We start from the raw sequence: 19,205 nt of genomic DNA on the forward strand, positions 1-19,205 counted from the left end.
AGAATTAAGTAAATTAATTTTATTTGGAGGTAGGTCCAATGGCTCAGAGTGTAACGGTAGCTGATTTAGTAAAGAACACTCATCTTAGTGTCTTTTGGGGTCGTGAATATTTAGACCGTCCCATTACCACTAGTGACATTTCACGTCCGGGACTGGAATTGACTGGATATTTTAACTACTACCCAGCCAAGCGAATTCAGATCTTCGGGATAACTGAAACCTCATTTGCAAAGGGAATGAGTGATGAAAAATTAAAAGAAGTAATGACCAAAATGTGTCAACCAGAAACGCCTGCATTTGTTATTTCTACTCAACTAGAACCACCTGAGCAGTTAGTGGCAGCCGCCAAAAAAGCTCACATTCCAATCTTAGGTTCAAAGTTAACCACCTCTAGAATTCTAAGTAATATGACGACGTATCTTGAAGCTAAGTTAGCCGAACGAAAGTCCATTCATGGTGTTTTGGTTGAAGTTTATGGACTTGGTGTTTTAATTACCGGTGATTCTGGAATTGGTAAGAGTGAAACGGCGCTAGAACTTGTTAAGCGTGGTCATCGTTTAATTGCTGATGATCGAGTTGAGGTTTATCAACAAGATGAGCAAACCTTGATTGGTCAAGCTCCCAAGATTCTTAATCACTTACTAGAAATTCGTGGGATTGGCATTATTGATGTGATGAACCTGTTTGGTGCCGGTGCCGTTCGTTCCCAATCAAAAGTGGACTTAATCGTTCATTTGGACCAGTGGAACAAGGATACTAAGTATGATCGGCTTGGGACCGACCGTGAAACAACTCGAATCTTTGACGTTGATTTGAAGAAATTGACGATTCCAGTCAAGCCCGGTCGAAACTTAGCCATTATCATTGAAACCGCTGCGATGAATTTTAGGGCTCGTTCAATGGGATACGATGCAACTAAGGTCTTTGATAATAACTTAAATGAATTAATCAAAGAAAATGCTTCTAAAAACAACCAGGAGCAGAAGCACGAAGAACAAGCAGTTGAACAAAATAAGAAAGATATTAGCCAAGATGCTAATAAGGATCCTGAATAGGAGTGGAAGTTGTGTTTAGCATATTGGCATTAAATCCGGTTGCGATTCATCTCGGACCAATTGCGGTCCACTGGTATGGTATTTTTATCGCTGCCGCTGTCTTGATTGCCGTTTACCTTTCAATGAAAGAAGCTAAGCGACAACACTTAAATGAAGATGTTTTATATGATTTGATTTTGTGGGCGATTCCAATTGCGATTATTTCGGCTCGAATCTATTATGTGGTTTTTCAATGGGGTTATTATCGCCATCATCTAGATGAGATTATTCAAATTTGGGATGGTGGAATTGCCATTTATGGAGCTTTAATCGGGGCTGGCTTATTTATTTGGTGGTTTTGTTTTAAACATCATTTGTCAGTCTGGCAGATTTTAGATATTGCCGCTCCAACCGTCATTATGGCTCAAGGAATTGGCCGTTGGGGTAATTTCATGAATCAGGAAGCATTTGGAGCGGTAACATCACTTCAATTTTTACAGCATTTACATTTACCTGACGTTATCATCAATCAAATGTTTATTAGCGGGGCGTACCGCCAACCAACGTTTTTATATGAGTCACTTTGGGATTTAGCAGGATTTGCTGTCTTGATGATTATGAGACATGCCCCGCAGTTCTTTAAGCGTGGGGAAGTCTTTTTAAGTTACGTGATGTGGTATTCGTTTGGACGTTTTTTCACCGAGGGCATGCGGACCGATAGTTTAATGTTATTCGGCGTAATCCGGGTATCACAGTTGCTTTCCATTTTATTATTCGTAGTAGCACTATTTGTTTTAATTTATCGTAGACGAAACGACCAGTTAGTCTGGTACTACGGTAGTTAAGTGATTTGTAGGAGATAATTTAAATAATGACAGAAAAAATCGCAGTACTCGGTGCAGGATCATGGGGCAGCATGCTCGCCGATATTTTAGTTGAAAATGGGCATGAAGTTAAAATTTGGTCGAAAAGCAAGGAACAGGTGGATGAGTTAAATAATCAGCACACTAATTCCCATTACATCAAGAACTTTACCTTTCCAAAAGAGATGAAAGCTTATGCTGACATGGAAGAGGCACTTAAAGGAGCCGATGATGTTTTATTCATTGTTCCATCACAGGCAACTCGTTCGGTTGCAAATCAAGCTAACAAAATTTTGGGCAAGTTAGAAATGAAACCATATATCATCCATGGAAGTAAGGGCATTGAAAAGGGTACCTATGATCGAATGTCTCAGGTATTGCAAGAAGAAATTGATCCTCAAAATCGTAAGTCGATTTCAGCCCTTTCTGGACCTAGTCAAGCTGAAGATGTTGCTAGACGTGATATTACCTTAGTTACGGTTGCGAGCGATGATATGCCATCTGCTGAGCATTTTCAAAAATTATTTATGAATGATTATTTTAGAATCTACACTAATAACGACATTATTGGGGTTGAACTTGGTGGGGCTTTAAAAAATATTATTGCATTAGGAGCTGGAGCCTTGGTAGGTTTAGGTTACGGTGATAATGCAAAAGCAGCCCTCATGACTCGTGGTATTGCGGAAATATCACGTTTAGGTGTATCATTTGGTGCGGACCCATTAACTTTTAGCGGATTGTCTGGTGTAGGTGATGTGATTGTTACCGCAACTAGTTCTGATTCTCGTAATTGGCGGGCTGGTTATCAGCTTGGCAAGGGCAAGAAATTGGATGACGTTGTTAAAGACATGGGCATGGTGATCGAGGGAATCGACACCAATCAAGCTGCATTTGAATTATCAAAACAACGTGGGGTAGAAATGCCCATTACATCCGCAATTCATGCAGTAATTAATAATGAAGAAACCGTTTCTGACGCGATTTCTAATTTAATGTCTAGAGAGGGACGTTCAGAACAAGGTTAATTCTAAAAGGGGTATATAAGAAGATGAAAAAAGTAACTAAAGCTGTTATTCCTGCCGCTGGTTTAGGAACAAGATTTTTACCTGAAACGAAAGCACTTCCAAAGGAAATGTTACCAATTGTTGATATTCCAACCATTCAATACATTGTTGAAGAAGCTAAGGCTTCTGGAATCAAAGACATTGTCATTGTGATTGGTAAGGGCAAGCGTGCCATTGAAGATCATTTTGATTCAAACGTAATGCTTGAAGAAAACCTTGAAAAAAAGGGTAAAGAAAAGATGCTCAAGTCAATTCAGAAGACTAATGATATGAACATTTACTTTATTAGACAATCTTATCCACGTGGACTTGGCGACGCTGTTTTAACGGCCAAAAGTTTCATTGGAAATGATCCATTTGTGGTTATGCTTGGAGACGACTTGATGGAAGATACGACTCCGCTCACCAAACAATTGATGAATAGTTACGAAAAGACGGGAGCTTCAACCCTTGCCGTTATGAAAGTCCCTCATAAGGAGACTTCTAAATACGGAGTAATTGAACCAGTTAGCGAGGTTTCAAAGGGACTTTATAATGTGAGAAACTTCGTTGAAAAGCCAGATCCTAAGGACGCTCCTAGTGATTTAGCAATTATTGGACGTTACTTGTTAACTCCACAGATCTTTGACGTTTTGGAACACACTAAGCCAGGTAAGGGGAATGAAGTTCAGCTAACCGATGCCATCAATACCTTAAATCAAACTCAAAGAGTGTTTGCTCATGAGTTTAAGGGTGATCGTTACGATACCGGCAATAAGCTTAGCTGGCTTGAGACTAACATTACCTTTGGTTTAAAACACCCTGAAATTGAGCAAGAATTACGTGAATACATTAAGAATCTTGGTCAAAAGCTGACTAAGGAAGACGAACAACAGAAAAATTAGATTAAAATGCCGACTTTTGCCGGCATTTTTTATTTTGAAGTATAATGATTAAACATTTAATTCAGTTTATGATAATATAATTTTGTACAATTGATATTAGTCAAGGAGGTTTTTGGTTATGAAAATTAAATTAGGTGGACTACCAGTATCATGGTTAATGGGTGATGATCAACCAAAGGTTGGAGATTATCTACCAAAATTTACCGTAAAAAATGCTGAAGGGAAAGATGTTACGACTGATGATTTAAAGGGTCAGACAACGTTGATTAGTGTGGTTCCTAACTTAAAGACAAAGGTATGTAGTTTAGAAACTGCTCGTTTTAACCAAGAAGCATCAAAGTTTAAGGGAATTAAATTTGTTACCATTTCAAATAACCCAATTGAATACCAAAAAAATTGGTGTGCCGCTCACGGTGTCAACAACATGGAAATTCTTTCTGATTTTAATGGTTCATTTGGAAAAGCCATGCACTTATACATCCCGGCTTTTGGTCACTTAGCTCGGGTGGTTTACTTGGTAAATGCTGAAGGCAAAATTTTGTATTGCCAAGCAGTTCCAGAAATTACTCATCAACCAAACTACGAACCAGTTCTTGACGAGTTAAAGAAAGTAACAAACAATAAATAATGATTGAGGCGATATAATGGCAAAAAAGTATGATGTAATTGTAATCGGTGCTGGTCCAGCCGGAATGACGGCAGCATTGTATGCATCACGAGCCGAACTATCTGTATTAATGCTTGATCGTGGGATCTATGGTGGACAGATGAACAACACTGCCGAAATTGAGAATTATCCTGGATTTAAATCAGTCTTAGGACCAGATCTATCTAAAAAAATGTACGATGGGAGTACTCAGTTTGGTGCTGAGTATGGCTACGGAACCGTTACTGGCATTGACATTGATGGCGATAAGCGGATTGTTAAGACTGAAGACGGTGACTATGAGGCTCCTTCTGTAATTATTGGTGCTGGTTCTGAGTACAAGAAACTCGGAGTTCCCGGTGAGCAAGACTACAGTGGAAAAGGTGTTTCTTACTGTGCGGTTTGTGATGGTGCCTTCTTTAAAGGCGAAGACGTTGTTGTCGTTGGTGGCGGTGACTCTGCGATTGAGGAAGCTACTTATCTATCCAATATCGTAAAGCACGTTACGGTCATTCACAGACGTGATCAACTTCGGGCCCAGAAGATTCTGCAGAAGCGGGCCTTTGATAAGGACAATATCGATTTTGTCTGGAACAGTAACGTTACTGATATTGAAGGTGACGGTCAAAAAGTAACCGGGGTTGCGATTAAAAACAATCAGACCGGTGAAACTTCAAATATCAAAGCTTCTGGTGTCTTTATTTACGTTGGTATTTTACCAATGACTGATGCGTTCAAGAACCTTGGAATTACTGATGAACAAGGTTGGATTGACACCGATGATGAAATGAAGACTAAGATTCCCGGTGTCTTCGCGGTTGGTGACGTACGAAAGAAACATCTACGTCAAATCACGACTGCGGTCGGCGATGGCGGAACTGCAGGTCAGGGCGTCTTCAATTACGTCGAAGAGCTGAAAACTAAAGATTAAACGAAAAAGAGCAGAGTCGATCTGCTCTTTTTGTATGGAAGCTTTGGTCTAATTGCTTTGCGAAAGTATGTTCGTATGCTAGAATTATTATAAGTAACGGGAGAAAGTTAATGCTTTCTCCTTTTTTTCCGAGTTTAAGAAGAGGTGCCAATATGATTAAAAAAACGAATAATAATTTTGACCTAGTTTCGAAATTTACTCCAACTGGTGATCAACCCGAGGCTATTAAGGAATTGACTCAAGGAATTAAGAATGGTGATCGAGATCAGGTCCTTTTGGGTGCCACCGGAACGGGTAAAACCTACACCATGGCAAACGTGATTAAGAACATTAACAAACCCACGCTAGTGTTATCTCACAATAAAACTTTGGCTGGTCAACTTTATAGTGAGCTCAAACAGTTGTTTCCGCACAATGCGGTGGAATATTTTGTGAGTTACTATGATTTTTATCAACCGGAAGCTTACGTTCCTTCTAGTGATACCTACATTGAAAAGGATGCTTCAATTAATGATGAGATTGATCAGCTCCGCCATGCAGCAACTAGTGCCCTACTAGAACGAAATGATGTGATTGTGGTTGCTTCAGTTTCCTCAATCTTTGGTTTAGGAAGTCCAAAAGAATATCAGGACCATACGGTTTCGTTGCACGTTGGACAACAACTAGAGCGCGATGTCTTTTTGCGTCAGTTGGTTAACATTCAATTCGATCGAAACGACATTGATTTTCAACGTGGTCGCTTTCGTGTACATGGTGATGTAGTAGAAGTCTTTCCGGCTTCTAGAAATGAACATGCCTACCGGATCGAATTTTTCGGTGACGAGATTGACCGAATTACTGAAGTTGACACGTTGACTGGTGAAGTTATCGGTGAACGAAAACAGATTACAATTTTTCCTGCCACTCACTTCTTGACTAACAAGGAAACGATGGATGTGGCTTTACCTGAAATCAAGGATGAAATGGTAAAACAGGTTGCTAACTTTGAGAAAAAGGGCAAACTACTTGAAGCTCAAAGATTGAAGCAACGGACCACCTATGACATTGAAATGATGCGTGAAATGGGATATACAACTGGGATTGAGAATTATTCTCGTTATATGGACCGCAGAAAACCTGGCGAAGCTCCATACACATTATTGGACTTTTTCCCCAAAGATTATTTGATGTTCATTGATGAATCACATCGAACGGTTCCGCAAATCGGTGGAATGTTTAACGGTGATAAGGCTAGAAAGCAGCAATTAATTGATTATGGATTTAGACTTCCCAGCGCGCTTGATAATCGACCATTAAAGTTACCTGAGTTTGAAAAACGGGTTAATCAAGTAGTTTATATGTCAGCCACTCCGGGTCCATATGAAGAGGACAAGACTAATCACGTTGTCCAACAAATTATTCGTCCAACTGGACTACTTGATCCAACCGTTGAAGTTCGTCCCACGAAAGATCAAATGGATGATTTGGTTGGTGAAATCAATAAACGAGTTCAAAATAACGAGCGTACCTTCGTTACGACCTTAACCAAGAAGATGGCAGAAGATTTAACCGATTATCTAAAAGATTTGGGAATTAAAGTAAAATACTTGCACAGTGATATTAAAACCCTCGAAAGAACCCAAATTTTACGTGATTTGCGTTTGGGTAAGTTTGATGTTTTAGTTGGAATTAACCTGTTGCGTGAAGGGATTGACGTTCCCGAAACATCATTGATTGCAATCTTGGATGCTGATAAGGAAGGCTTTTTGCGTGACAAACGTTCCCTTGTACAAACAATTGGAAGAGCAGCTCGTAATTCACACGGACATGTTATTATGTACGCGGACAACGTTACCGATTCGATGAAGTACGCGATGGATGAAACTGCCCGTCGTCGTTCCATTCAGATGAAGTACAATCAGGAACACAACATTACCCCTAAGACCATTATCAAACCAATTCCTAAGGCCATTTCTGCGTATAAACAGGGCGAGAAAAACAACGATGATAATACTAATGGAAGCTTTGTTGAATCCGATTTTGACCAAATGAGTGCTAAGGATCAAAAGGAAATGATTGATAATTTAGAGGACGAAATGAGAGCGGCAGCCAAAAAACTTGATTTTGAGCAAGCTGCTAACTTAAGGGATACCGTGATGCAGCTTAAGGGTGAGAAAAAGAAAAAGTGAGGTGGTTAGATGGCAAATGACGTCATTAAAATTAAAGGCGCCCGTGAACATAATCTAAAAGACGTAAATGTTGATGTCCCCAAGAATAAAATGGTGGTAATGACCGGTTTATCTGGTTCAGGTAAGAGTTCTTTAGCTTTTGATACCCTTTACGCTGAAGGTCAACGCCGTTATGTCCAAAGTCTTTCCTCTTATGCTAGACAATTTTTGGGTCAAATGGATAAACCTGACGTTGATTCGATTGAGGGACTTAGTCCAGCCATTTCAATTGATCAGAAAACAACTTCAAAAAATCCTCGTTCAACCGTTGGAACTGTCACTGAGATTAATGATTATTTACGTTTATTGTGGGCAAGAGTTGGGACGCCAATTTGTCCAAATGATGGAACGGTCATTACTAGTCAATCCGTCGATCAAATGATTGACGAAATCATGGCCCTCCCTGAACGAACTAAATTGCAGATTATGTCACCAGTTGTCCGTGATAAAAAGGGACAACATAAAAAAGTTTTTGAAAAAATTAAGCGCGAAGGTTTCGTGAGAGTCCGAGTAGATGGTGAAATCCATGATGCGACCGAAGATTTTGATTTAGATAAAAATAAGCGTCATAACATTGACGTGGTAGTTGACCGAATTGTCGTTAGAGACGGGATTAATTCACGATTGTCAGATTCACTTGAGACAGCTTTACGTCTAAGTGATGGATATGCCATTGCCGACTTTCTTGGTAAGCGAGAGCCGATGGTGTTTTCGGAACATTACTCTTGTCCGATTTGTGGTTTTACGGTTGGGAAACTTGAACCACGTCTTTTTTCATTTAATGCCCCATATGGAGCATGTCCTGAGTGTGATGGATTAGGAGTTAAGTTGGAAGTCGATAACGATTTAGTGGTCCCAGATCAAGATAAGACGCTTAATGAGGGAGCAATTGAACCATGGAATCCAATTAGCTCAAAATACTATCCAGCAATGTTAGAGCAAGCTTGTAAAGCCTTTAATATTGATATGGATACTCCATACCGTAAATTACCAAAGAAACAGCGTGATCTATTGATGAATGGTTCCAAGGGGAAAACGTTCCATTTTCACTACAAGAGTGATTTTGGTGGAGTTCGTGATGTTGATGCTCCCTTTGAAGGAGTCCTTAACAACGTTAAACGCCGTTATCATGAAACCAACAGTAATTTCACTCGAGAACAAATGGAAAAGTACATGACAGAATTAACTTGTCAGACTTGTCATGGGTACCGATTAAACGAAAAGGCTTTGGCAGTTAAGATTAATGGCAAACACATTGGAGAAGTTTCTGATATGAATATTGCCGATGAACGCCAATTCTTTAGTAAACTTACTTTTGGTGAACAAGATACGGTTGTGGCTCATCCAATTATTAAGGAAATCTGTGATCGACTGGAATTTTTGGAAAACGTTGGATTGAACTATTTGACTCTGTCTAGATCAGCCCGAACGCTTTCTGGTGGTGAAGCACAGAGAATTCGACTTGCAACCCAGATTGGTTCAAATCTCTCAGGAATTTTGTATGTACTTGATGAACCATCCATTGGTCTTCATCAGCGTGATAATGATCGCTTAATTAAGTCCCTGAAAAAGATGCGTGATCTAGGAAATACGTTGGTTATCGTTGAACATGATTCAGATACGATGCGTTCGGCCGATTATTTAATCGATGTTGGTCCAGGAGCTGGAGAGAAGGGTGGTAAGATTGTTGCCACCGGGACTCCAGAACAAGTGGCTCAAAATCCGAAATCATTAACTGGTAAATATCTCTCTGGAAAGAAGTTTATTCCCGTTCCTTTAAAACGACGAAAGGGGAACGGCAAAAACGTTACCCTAAAGGGTGCTTTAGAAAATAATCTCAAAGACATTACCGTTAAATTTCCACTTGGTAAGTTTGACGTGGTGACGGGAGTTTCTGGTTCCGGAAAGTCTACGTTGGTTAATGATATCTTAAAACGAGCCTTGGCCCAGAAGCTGAATCATAATTCGGAAAAACCAGGCAAGTATAAATCAATCACTGGATGGAAGAACATTGAAAAACTAGTAAGTATTGATCAAAGTCCGATTGGCCGAACCCCTCGAAGTAATCCAGCTACATACACTGGAGTCTTTGATGATATTCGGGGCTTGTTTGCCCAAACTAACGAGGCCAAGCTTCGCGGTTATAAAAAGGGACGGTTTAGTTTTAACATCAAGGGTGGTCGTTGTGAGACTTGTCATGGTGATGGAATCTTGAAGATTGAGATGAACTTTCTACCCGATGTTTACGTTCCGTGTGAAGTTTGTCATGGAAAACGGTATAATTCTGAAACGCTTGAGATTCAATACAAGGGAAAAAATATCGCTGAAGTTCTTGACATGACCGTGAATGAGTCGTTAGAGTTTTTTAAAGCCATCCCAAAGATTACGCGAAAGTTGCAGACCATTTCTGACGTGGGACTTGGTTACGTGAAATTAGGTCAACCAGCTAATACCTTGTCAGGTGGAGAAGCACAACGAATGAAGTTAGCTTCTGAACTCCATAAGCGTTCAACTGGAAATAACTTTTATATTCTTGACGAACCCACTACGGGACTTCATACTGACGACATCAAACGATTAATTGGGGTCCTTTCTAAACTTGTTGATAAGGGAAATACCGTTCTGATCATTGAACACAATTTAAACGTTATTAAAGAGGCTGACCACGTGATCGACCTCGGTCCAGAAGGTGGAGCAGCTGGTGGATACGTAGTTGGAACTGGAACACCCGAACAGATTGTTAAACTGAAAAATAGTTATACCGGCGAGTATTTAAAACCAGTCTTAGAGCGTGATACTAAGCGAACCATTGAAGCTCAACAGCATCAGCAAAAGTAGATGTGGTAAAATATGGTTGAAACAAACTATTGGAGGTCATATTTATGATGTACGAAGATAAAAAATGGGGATTTGATTGGTTTGAATGTCTATTTGGCGTTGTCTTATTATTAGCCGCTGTTTTGATGTTCTTCCACCCAACTACAAGTGCTGCTGTTTTGGCGATCATATTCGCCGTCGTTGCATTAGTTGCCGGGGTAAAATCAATTTGGGTCTATCGAAAGTTAAGTCAAGAAATTGGCTATCGAAGTTTTACGATGTTAATTGGTGGTGCGATTGAAATCTTGTTAGCACTATTGTTCCTGTTTAACGTTCATGCTGGGACCTTTACCCTAGGGATCCTATTTGCAGTTTGGATTCTGGTTTACTCAATCTGTCAGTTGATTGTAGTTGATCACATTCGTAAGTTTAACGGTGGGGTCTTCTGGACGTCACTTGTTTTTGATCTTATTACACTATTTTTAGGAATTTTCTTACTGTTAGACCCAAGTCTAGCTGCTAAGGTTTTAGCTATAATTGTGGGAATTGTCCTGTTAGTGGCAGGAATTAACATGATTATGCTGGCATTTGCTCATAAACTATAAAATTAATTAAGACACCTTAAATTAATGAGATGTCTTTTTTGGATTAATTCTTAATTAATATCTTAATGGGGGAAGTCTTTACTAGTTATTATTTTACAGGCATGATACTATTATATTGAATTATTAATCAATATTAGGAGGGTCATTATGAAGAATTTACTTTTAGGTTTTAGTTTGGGTGCAAACATCGTGTTAGGTTACTTAGTACTTGAAGATCGTTATGATTTAGACGATATTGCTGACCGCATCGATAACTTGAGTGACGTTGCCCAAGGTAAGGCACAGCAAATTAAGGGTGCTATCTCTGGTGACACCATGGATAAGATCAAAGGTGACCTACAAAGCAGTAAGGGGAACTTTATGAACAAAGCCCAAGATGTTAAAGATGACATCGACAGTGACCTTGATAACGAATAATTAGATAGGAAAAAAGCGATTTGCAATAATAAAGCGTCGTATAATATTTAGATTTTTATATAAATTTATACTTCTAAGGATTCATACCGATTTAAATTGGTATGAATCCTTTTTTTTAGAAATTCGTTTATCATCAAACCGTTTAAAGAGAGTTATTCACTAGCGAGAATTGTTCTAACTCTTTCGGGTAATTAAGGCTTTTTACACATTAAGAGAATAATGAATGTGAATTTAATTATAATTAATATAATGTGATTTCTTTTATAATTTTATTCACAAGCGACCATGTAACCCACTAAGAACCAATGTTGGTAAACATCACAAGAAATGATTTTATGTTTTGCTAATGATTTATTAGCAAATTAATTTTCACGGTAATTCTCACATAGTGCGAGTAAACGGGGCTTGCGGAGTATCTTGTTGCTATACTTGGCGTTGAATTTGGCTGTCATTTTCATTATGTACAATCATTAATTAACACTTAAAATTATTATTAGGAAAAAGTTAGAATTACGTTGCTATCATTGGACTTACGCAGCTAATGTTACAAAACCATTACGATTTTTCGTTTTATTTACACACAATGAGAAACAATTACCTCCATGCATTGGTTAATCGTGGAAAACACTGCCATGTATGCCTTTGTTTTACTCATATTGTATAAAATACGATTGTGTTCAATTTAATTTCAGATTGTGCAATAATTACTTAAGGCTAAGTAGGCCGGTAAGTATAGATTAATTTGAAATTAGAAGGGCAGGTTTTTATTTATATGTTTAATCGTGATAGCAAAACACATTATAAGATGTATAAAGCTGGTAAACGATGGCTGTTCAGTGCCATTACAGTCACCATGTTTTCAGCCGGGATTTCAGGCGGAATCCTTATGTCTAACCAACATAATGTGAAAGCGGACGTTACTAACAACGCTCAGATGAATTCACAAAATAGTGATTCGTCTGATAAACAAGTAACAGTACCGCAAAATCAGACTACCAATGATCCGGCAACTGAACAGAACGTCACCAAGAGTGATGAGGCAGCAAATACACAGGCTAATTCATCACAAAACGACACAACTGATCAAAATGTTACCAAGAATGATGACGCTTCAGCTAAGCAGACCGACTCATCACAAAATAAGTCTTCTGATCAAAACATAGCCAAAAATAATGACACCACATCAGATAAGCAAGCTGACGCTGATGCCACTAAAAATGACAACACTACCAATCAAAAGGCCGATTCAGCAAAAGACCAAGCAATTGACCAAGACGCCAATAAGAGTGACGATGCTTCAAGTCAGAAGAATGATGCATCACAGGACCAGTCTTCTGATAAAAAAGCTGACTCTGATGCCACTAAACAAGACGAAACTAAGAATGATGACACTACTAATAAAGTAGCCGATGCATTAAAAGATCAATCAGCAAATCAAAATTCCGATCAGAAAGCAACTACAAGTGATAACGCAGTAAACAAACAAGACGCTGCGGTAGCTGCCAACCAAAAGACTGATGATCAAGCAGCAGTCAAAAACCAAACGGCGGCAGCTTTAGCCACCGATGATGGTCAAGCTAAAGTTGCAACTACCAATCTTGCCGAAAGACAACCATTCAACGTTGACATGCAAGATCCAGATTATAAGACACTAGGAGTTCCTTGGGTCGATCCTGATGAAGAGCACTATACTTACGGATATGTAAGTGTTAATGCCCCAGAAGGCACAACCAAAGTTAAGTGGTTAGTTTGGTCAACTGATCGTAATGGTGATGGAACTGTTTATGTAAACGAAATTGATGCTGATGGTAATGTAATTGGAACTTATCTATTAAAGGATAATGGTACAACTTTGTCTTCCACTAACGTTGATGGATTGCATTACTACAAGTGGGATGATCATAATACTGGAGTTGGTTTCAATGCCGACCAACCAGATGGTTATTCACTTATTAAAGAGTGGTTCTATAACAATTCTAGTGATAGTGCTGTTCCACTTGGTCAGATGTCAATTATAACTCCAGAGGTTGTTGATCAAGTAGTTACATGGACTAACCGTGATACCGGGCAAGTAATGGTTACTAAAACTTACAAGGGAATTGCTGGTCAACATTATACGATAAGTGGATTACCACCAGAAATCCCAACCACTTATTATATTTCTACACAACCTACTAACGCGTCCGGCTCTGTTTCAAACTTTGGTGTTCCTGGTACTGTGTGGACTGAATATTATAGAGAGGGTTATCGTCTTGTTTATACTGAGACTGATGATCATGGTGGTATGAAAGTTCAACTCTTTGATAAAGATGGTAATTTAATTCAAGGTAGTGATGGTCAAGATACTTATTACATTGATGCAAATTATATGTATGATCCTGCTAACAAGCAGTATTCTTGGAGTATTGATGGATACGGTAGAATTATCCTTTTGTCAATTTATGTGCCACAATCACGGAAAATTGACTTTGGAGTTGCTCAACTGGGAAAATTAGTTCCAGTTGATTCCAATGGCAATCCAATTGACAATGGATCCCATGATGTTCCATACGAAACGCAACCAGACGATCCTACTAAAGCACAACAACCTCAATTACCCAATATTCCTGGCATGATTCCAATGGATCCCCATGATCCAAGTCAACCATTAAAACCAGGTCCAGATGGAACTTATCCATACCCAATTACGGATCCCGGTTCAGATACCAAGGTCCCTTATGGTCCCGCTACCAGTCAAGTGACTGATAATAGTGGTAAGGGAACCATTACCGTTCACTACAAGGACGCTAACGGCAACACCGTTGCACCTGATAAGACGATGACCGTGCCGTTTACGAGAACTGGGACTAGAGATAATGAGACTGGTAACATTACTTGGGGCGATTGGGAGCCAGCAGGAGATGCTCATCCAGTAATCACTTCACCAACCGTTACCAATATGACTCCTGATCAGCCAACGGTTACTGGAAATGCCACTGAAGGTAAGGATGATGTTCATACCGTTATCTACAGTGACACCATGAGTACAGTTACTGATGACAGTGGTAAAGGAACCGTGACCGTTCACTATGTTGATGCTAACGGCAAGACCATGGCAAAAGACCAGGTTGTTACCGTTCCATTTACTAGAACGGGGACTAAGAATGAAAAGACTGGTTCAATTACTTGGGGTGACTGGAAGCCAGCCGATAACGCTAACCCAGTCATTAATTCTCCCAAAATTACTGGTTACACACCAAGTCAAGCTAGTGTAACGGGTGATGCTGCTGAAGGAAAAGACGATGTTCATACCGTTGTCTACACCGCCAATGAAGAACAAGCTCACGTCGAATACATTGACCAAGATAATGGCAATAAAGTTCTAGTAACTGATAACTTAAACGGGAAGTTCGGTAGTCAATCTGATTACAGTACTGCGGATCGGATTGCTAGTTACGAAGCTCAAGGCTACGAGTTGGTATCCGACGGATACCCAAGTGGTTACAAATTTGGTGACAATAATCCCACATTCCAAGTTGTCTTAAAGCACAAGACCAAAGAAGTTACGCCAGATAACCCCGGAAACCCAGGTCAACCAGTGGATCCTAACAACCCAACGGGACCGAAGTATCCTGACGGCACTAGTAAGGACAACTTGACTAAGTCCATTACGAGAACCATCCACTACGTTTACGCCGATGGCAGTAAAGCCGCAGATGACAAAGTAGAAACGGTTACGTTCAACAGAACCGCCACCTTTGATGAAGTAACTGGTGAGATAACTTATGGTGCTTGGACATCTGACAATGATGTCTTTAGTTCGGTTGATTCACCAGCCATTACCGGTTATACCCCTGATCAGGCGACCGTTGGTTCCGAAACTGCCACCGCTGATACACCTGACGGAAGTGTTACCGTTACGTACAATGCAAACGAACAAAAAGCCGTAGTTAACTATGTTGACGAAGATAACGGTGATGCCGTTCTTCATACTGATGACTTAACTGGTAAGTTTGGTAGTAAATCTGGTTACTCAACCAAAAATGAAATTGCCACTTTAGAAGCTCAGGGCTACGAGTTGGTATCCGACGGATACCCTGCTGATGGCTTTACTTTCAACACTGACAATCCAACCTTTACCGTTGTTTTGAAACACAAGATGAAGACGGTTACACCAGACAATCCAGGACAACCAGGACAACCAGTTGATCCAAATAACCCAACTGGACCAAAGTATCCTGATGGAACTGGCGTAAATGATCTGACTAAGAACATTACGAGAACCGTTCACTATGTTTATGCCGATGGCAGTAAAGCCGCTGACGATCAAGTTGAGACCGTTACCTACACTCGAACGGCAACCTTTGATCAGGTTACTGGTAAGTTAACATACAGTGCCTGGACTTCAACTAACGCTGTCTTTGGTGAAATCAATTCACCTGAAATTACTGGTTACACCCCAGATAAGGCAACCGTTGGTGCTTTAACTACTACTGCAGACTCAACCGATTCAACCGATACGGTTACCTACACTGCCAATGAAGAACAAGCTCATGTTCAGTACATTGACCAAGATGATGGTAACCGGGTTATTAAAACTGACAATTTAAACGGTAAGTTCGGTTCTAAGTCGGACTACAGTACAAAGAACGAAATTGCCAGCTTAGAGGCCCAAGGTTACGAACTAGTCACTGACGGTTATCCAAATGGGTACGAATTTAATACCGACAACCCAACTTTCAAAGTTATCTTTAAACACAAGACTAAGACGGTTACACCAGATAATCCGGGTCAACCAGGTCAACCAGTGGATCCAAATAATCCAGATGGACCTCATTATCCTAATGGAACTGGTGTAAATGACCTGACTAAGACCATTACCAGAACGGTGCACTACGTTTACGCTGACGGTAGTAAAGCTTCCGATGACAAAGTTGAAACGGTTACGTTTACAAGAACGGCAACCTTCGACCAAGTTACCGGCAAGATTATTAGTTACGGTGACTGGACTTCAACGAACGCTGTCTTTGGTGAAATCAATTCGCCTGAAATTACTGGTTACACTCCAGATAAAGCTAGTGTTAGTTCTGAAACTGCCACCGCTGATACACCTGACGGAAGTGTTACCGTTACGTATAATGCTAACGAACAAAAAGCCGTAGTTAACTATGTTGACGAAGATAACGGTGATGCCGTTCTTCATACTGATGACTTAACTGGTAAGTTTGGTAGTAAATCTGGTTACTCAACCAAAAATGAAATTGCCACTTTAGAAGCTCAGGGCTACGAGTTGGTATCCGACGGATACCCTGCTGATGGCTTTACTTTCAACACTGACAATCCAACCTTTACCGTTGTTTTGAAACACAAGATGAAGACGGTTACACCAGACAATCCAGGACAACCAGGACAACCAGTTGATCCAAATAACCCAACTGGACCAAAGTATCCTGATGGAACTGGCGTAAATGATCTGACTAAGAACATTACGAGAACCGTTCACTATGTTTATGCCGATGGCAGTAAAGCTTCAGAAGATCGCATTGAAACAGTTACGTTTAACAGAACCGCAACCTTCGATGAGGTTACTGGCAAGGTAACTTACAGTAACTGGACTTCAACGAATGCCGTCTTTGGACAAATTGATTCACCTAAAATCACTGGTTACACACCAGATAAGGCAAACGTTGGTTCAGAAACAATTGGACCTGACGCAACGAATTCTAGTGTCACCGTTACCTACAACGCCAACGATGAAAAGGCTCAAGTTGAGTACATCGACCAAGACGATGGTAACAAGGTTATTCATACTGATGGCTTGAACGGAAAGTTCGGTTCTAAGTCGGACTACAGTACGAAAGATGAAATCGCTAAACTTGAAGCTCAAGGATACGAATTAGTATCCGATGGCTTCCCAGGTAATGGTTACACCTTCAATACTGATAACCCAACCTTCAAGGTTGTGCTCAAACACAAGACCAAGGAAGTTACGCCAGACAATCCAGGAAACCCAGGTCAACCAGTTGATCCAAACAACCCAACTGGACCAAAATATCCAGATGGTACTAGCAAGAATGACTTGACCAAGACCATTACGAGAACGGTGCACTACGTTTACGCTGATGGTAGTAAAGCTTCAGAAGACCGCATTGAAACGGTTACGTTCAACAGAACGGCCACCTTTGATGAAGTTACTGGTAAGGTAACTTACAGTAACTGGACTTCAACGAACGCCGTCTTCGGTTCAATTGTTTCCCCAACCATTACGGGATACACTCCAGATAAGGCAAGTGTTGGTTCACAAACTGCCACAGCCGACACACCAGATTCAAGTGTCACGGTTACCTACAACGCTAACGATGAAGTCGTTCACATTAATTACGTGGATCAGGATAAAGGTAATGCCCTTATCACTAGTGATACCGTTAACGGTAAGTTTGGTAGCAAGGCTGACTACAGTACGAAAGATGAAATTGCTAAGTTAGAAGCTCAAGGTTACGAATTAGTATCCGACGGATACCCTGCGGATGGCTTTACTTTCAACACTGATGGTCCAACCTTCACGGTTGTGCTCAAACACAAGAGTAAAGAAGTTACGCCAGACAATCCAGGAACTCCAGGACAACCAGTGGATCCAAACAACCCAACGGGACCGAAGTATCCTGACGGAACCAGCAAGTCCGACCTAACTAAGAACGTTACTAGAACCATTCACTACGTTGATAAGAATGGGAACAAGTTAGCTGATGATGTGGTTCAATCAACGACCTTTACTAGAACCGCAACGTTTGATCAAGTTACTGGTCAGGTAACTTACAGTGCATGGACGACTAAGAGTGACGTCTTGAGTGGGGTTAACTCGCCAGTTATCAATGGTTACTACACCAACACTGCTTCAGTTGGACAAGCAACCGTTAACGCTGATTCCAACGACTCTGAAGTAACCGTTGTCTACTACGCCTTAGGTCACTTAGTTCCTGATGTTCCGGGCAGTAACCCGATCGTTTATCCAAATGATCCCAACAACCCAAGTGATGCCGGTAACCCACTTATCCCTGACATTCCTGGATACACTCCGGTTGATAAGAACGGGAACAAATTGGTCCCTGGCACACCATATCCGATCGATCACAATGATTTAGGGAAAGATACCCCAATTCATTATGTGAAGAATGCTGAACCAGAAACTCCGGTAACTCCAAACAAACCAGAGAAACCTTCAGCACAACCGGAACAACCAGAACCAACTAAGCCAAGTGCACCAAAGGAAGTTCCGGCCGCACAACCGGAAACTCCGAAGGCAAAGCAGGCCCCACAAACTCCTGCTAAAGCACCGGCTCAACCAGCTAAGCCCAAAGCAAAGCAAGTTCCAGCAGCTAAGCCAGCTAAAAAGTCTGAAAAGAAGACGACGTTACCACAAACTGGTCAAAGTTCTGATAGCTTCTTAAGCTTGATCGGAACCATGCTTCTGTCACTTCTCAGCTTCTTTGGCTTAGGAAAATGGTTTAAAGACCGAAAAGAAACCAAGTAAGTCAGTTTGTGATTTAAAGATTAAGCGAGATTAATAAGTTTAAAGGCTAACATCCATTTTGGGTGTTAGCCTTTTTATAAATTCATACTTTCAAGGACTCATACCGATATTTAATCTGTGTGAGTCTTTTTTTCTTACCGGAAATGTGTTTGGTATTAAACCATTTACCATATTTCTGAAATGTTTGCTTTAATGTTAAAAGAATATTTAGTCATAATAAAAGGCTC

The 19,205-nt window shown here is 40.3% G+C and carries 11 protein-coding genes; all 11 read left to right on the forward strand.

The features are described 5' to 3' along the window. Nucleotides 1-38: 38 nt before the first annotated feature. Complete coding sequence (hprK, locus tag AC6UD1_RS03640; RefSeq protein ID WP_500694441.1) at nucleotides 39-1,055, forward strand: HPr(Ser) kinase/phosphatase; 1,017 nt, start codon at nucleotides 39-41, stop codon at nucleotides 1,053-1,055. Between the two features lie 2 nt (nucleotides 1,056-1,057). Then, nucleotides 1,058-1,879 carry a prolipoprotein diacylglyceryl transferase gene (gene lgt / locus AC6UD1_RS03645; protein ID WP_500707319.1) on the forward strand — a complete coding sequence of 274 codons (822 nt, stop codon included), beginning with the start codon at nucleotides 1,058-1,060 and terminating at the stop codon, nucleotides 1,877-1,879. Nucleotides 1,880-1,905: 26 nt separating this feature from the next. Beyond that, nucleotides 1,906-2,922, forward strand: a complete 1,017-nt coding sequence (locus tag AC6UD1_RS03650) for an NAD(P)H-dependent glycerol-3-phosphate dehydrogenase (RefSeq protein ID WP_500706801.1) — start codon at nucleotides 1,906-1,908, stop codon at nucleotides 2,920-2,922. Nucleotides 2,923-2,945: 23 nt separating this feature from the next. Next, the gene (gene galU, locus AC6UD1_RS03655) at nucleotides 2,946-3,845 is read left to right on the forward strand and encodes a UTP--glucose-1-phosphate uridylyltransferase GalU (protein WP_500694438.1); all 900 of its coding nucleotides are present in this window, start codon (nucleotides 2,946-2,948) and stop codon (nucleotides 3,843-3,845) included. 118 nt (nucleotides 3,846-3,963) lie between these two features. Beyond that, nucleotides 3,964-4,473 carry a thiol peroxidase gene (locus AC6UD1_RS03660; protein ID WP_500694437.1) on the forward strand — a complete coding sequence of 170 codons (510 nt, stop codon included), beginning with the start codon at nucleotides 3,964-3,966 and terminating at the stop codon, nucleotides 4,471-4,473. A 16-nt stretch (nucleotides 4,474-4,489) separates the two neighbouring features. Then, the gene (gene trxB, locus AC6UD1_RS03665) at nucleotides 4,490-5,422 is read left to right on the forward strand and encodes a thioredoxin-disulfide reductase (protein ID WP_500694436.1); all 933 of its coding nucleotides are present in this window, start codon (nucleotides 4,490-4,492) and stop codon (nucleotides 5,420-5,422) included. A gap of 152 nt (nucleotides 5,423-5,574) precedes the next feature. After that, entirely contained in the window at nucleotides 5,575-7,590 is a 2,016-nt protein-coding gene (gene uvrB / locus AC6UD1_RS03670) for an excinuclease ABC subunit UvrB (RefSeq protein WP_500707320.1), read from the forward strand. Nucleotides 7,591-7,599: 9 nt separating this feature from the next. Further along, nucleotides 7,600-10,467 carry an excinuclease ABC subunit UvrA gene (uvrA, locus tag AC6UD1_RS03675; RefSeq protein ID WP_500707321.1) on the forward strand — a complete coding sequence of 956 codons (2,868 nt, stop codon included), beginning with the start codon at nucleotides 7,600-7,602 and terminating at the stop codon, nucleotides 10,465-10,467. A 44-nt stretch (nucleotides 10,468-10,511) separates the two neighbouring features. Then, a complete protein-coding gene (locus tag AC6UD1_RS03680; RefSeq protein ID WP_500696117.1) occupies nucleotides 10,512-11,051 on the forward strand; it encodes an HdeD family acid-resistance protein in 540 nt (179 codons plus the stop codon). A gap of 147 nt (nucleotides 11,052-11,198) precedes the next feature. Then, nucleotides 11,199-11,468, forward strand: a complete 270-nt coding sequence (locus tag AC6UD1_RS03685) for a CsbD family protein (protein ID WP_500694432.1) — start codon at nucleotides 11,199-11,201, stop codon at nucleotides 11,466-11,468. Between the two features lie 772 nt (nucleotides 11,469-12,240). Next, the gene (locus AC6UD1_RS03690; RefSeq protein WP_500707322.1) at nucleotides 12,241-18,978 is read left to right on the forward strand and encodes a mucin-binding protein; all 6,738 of its coding nucleotides are present in this window, start codon (nucleotides 12,241-12,243) and stop codon (nucleotides 18,976-18,978) included. Nucleotides 18,979-19,205 lie beyond the last annotated feature (227 nt).

Source organism: Fructilactobacillus sp. X8R1C1, from assembly GCF_059900945.1.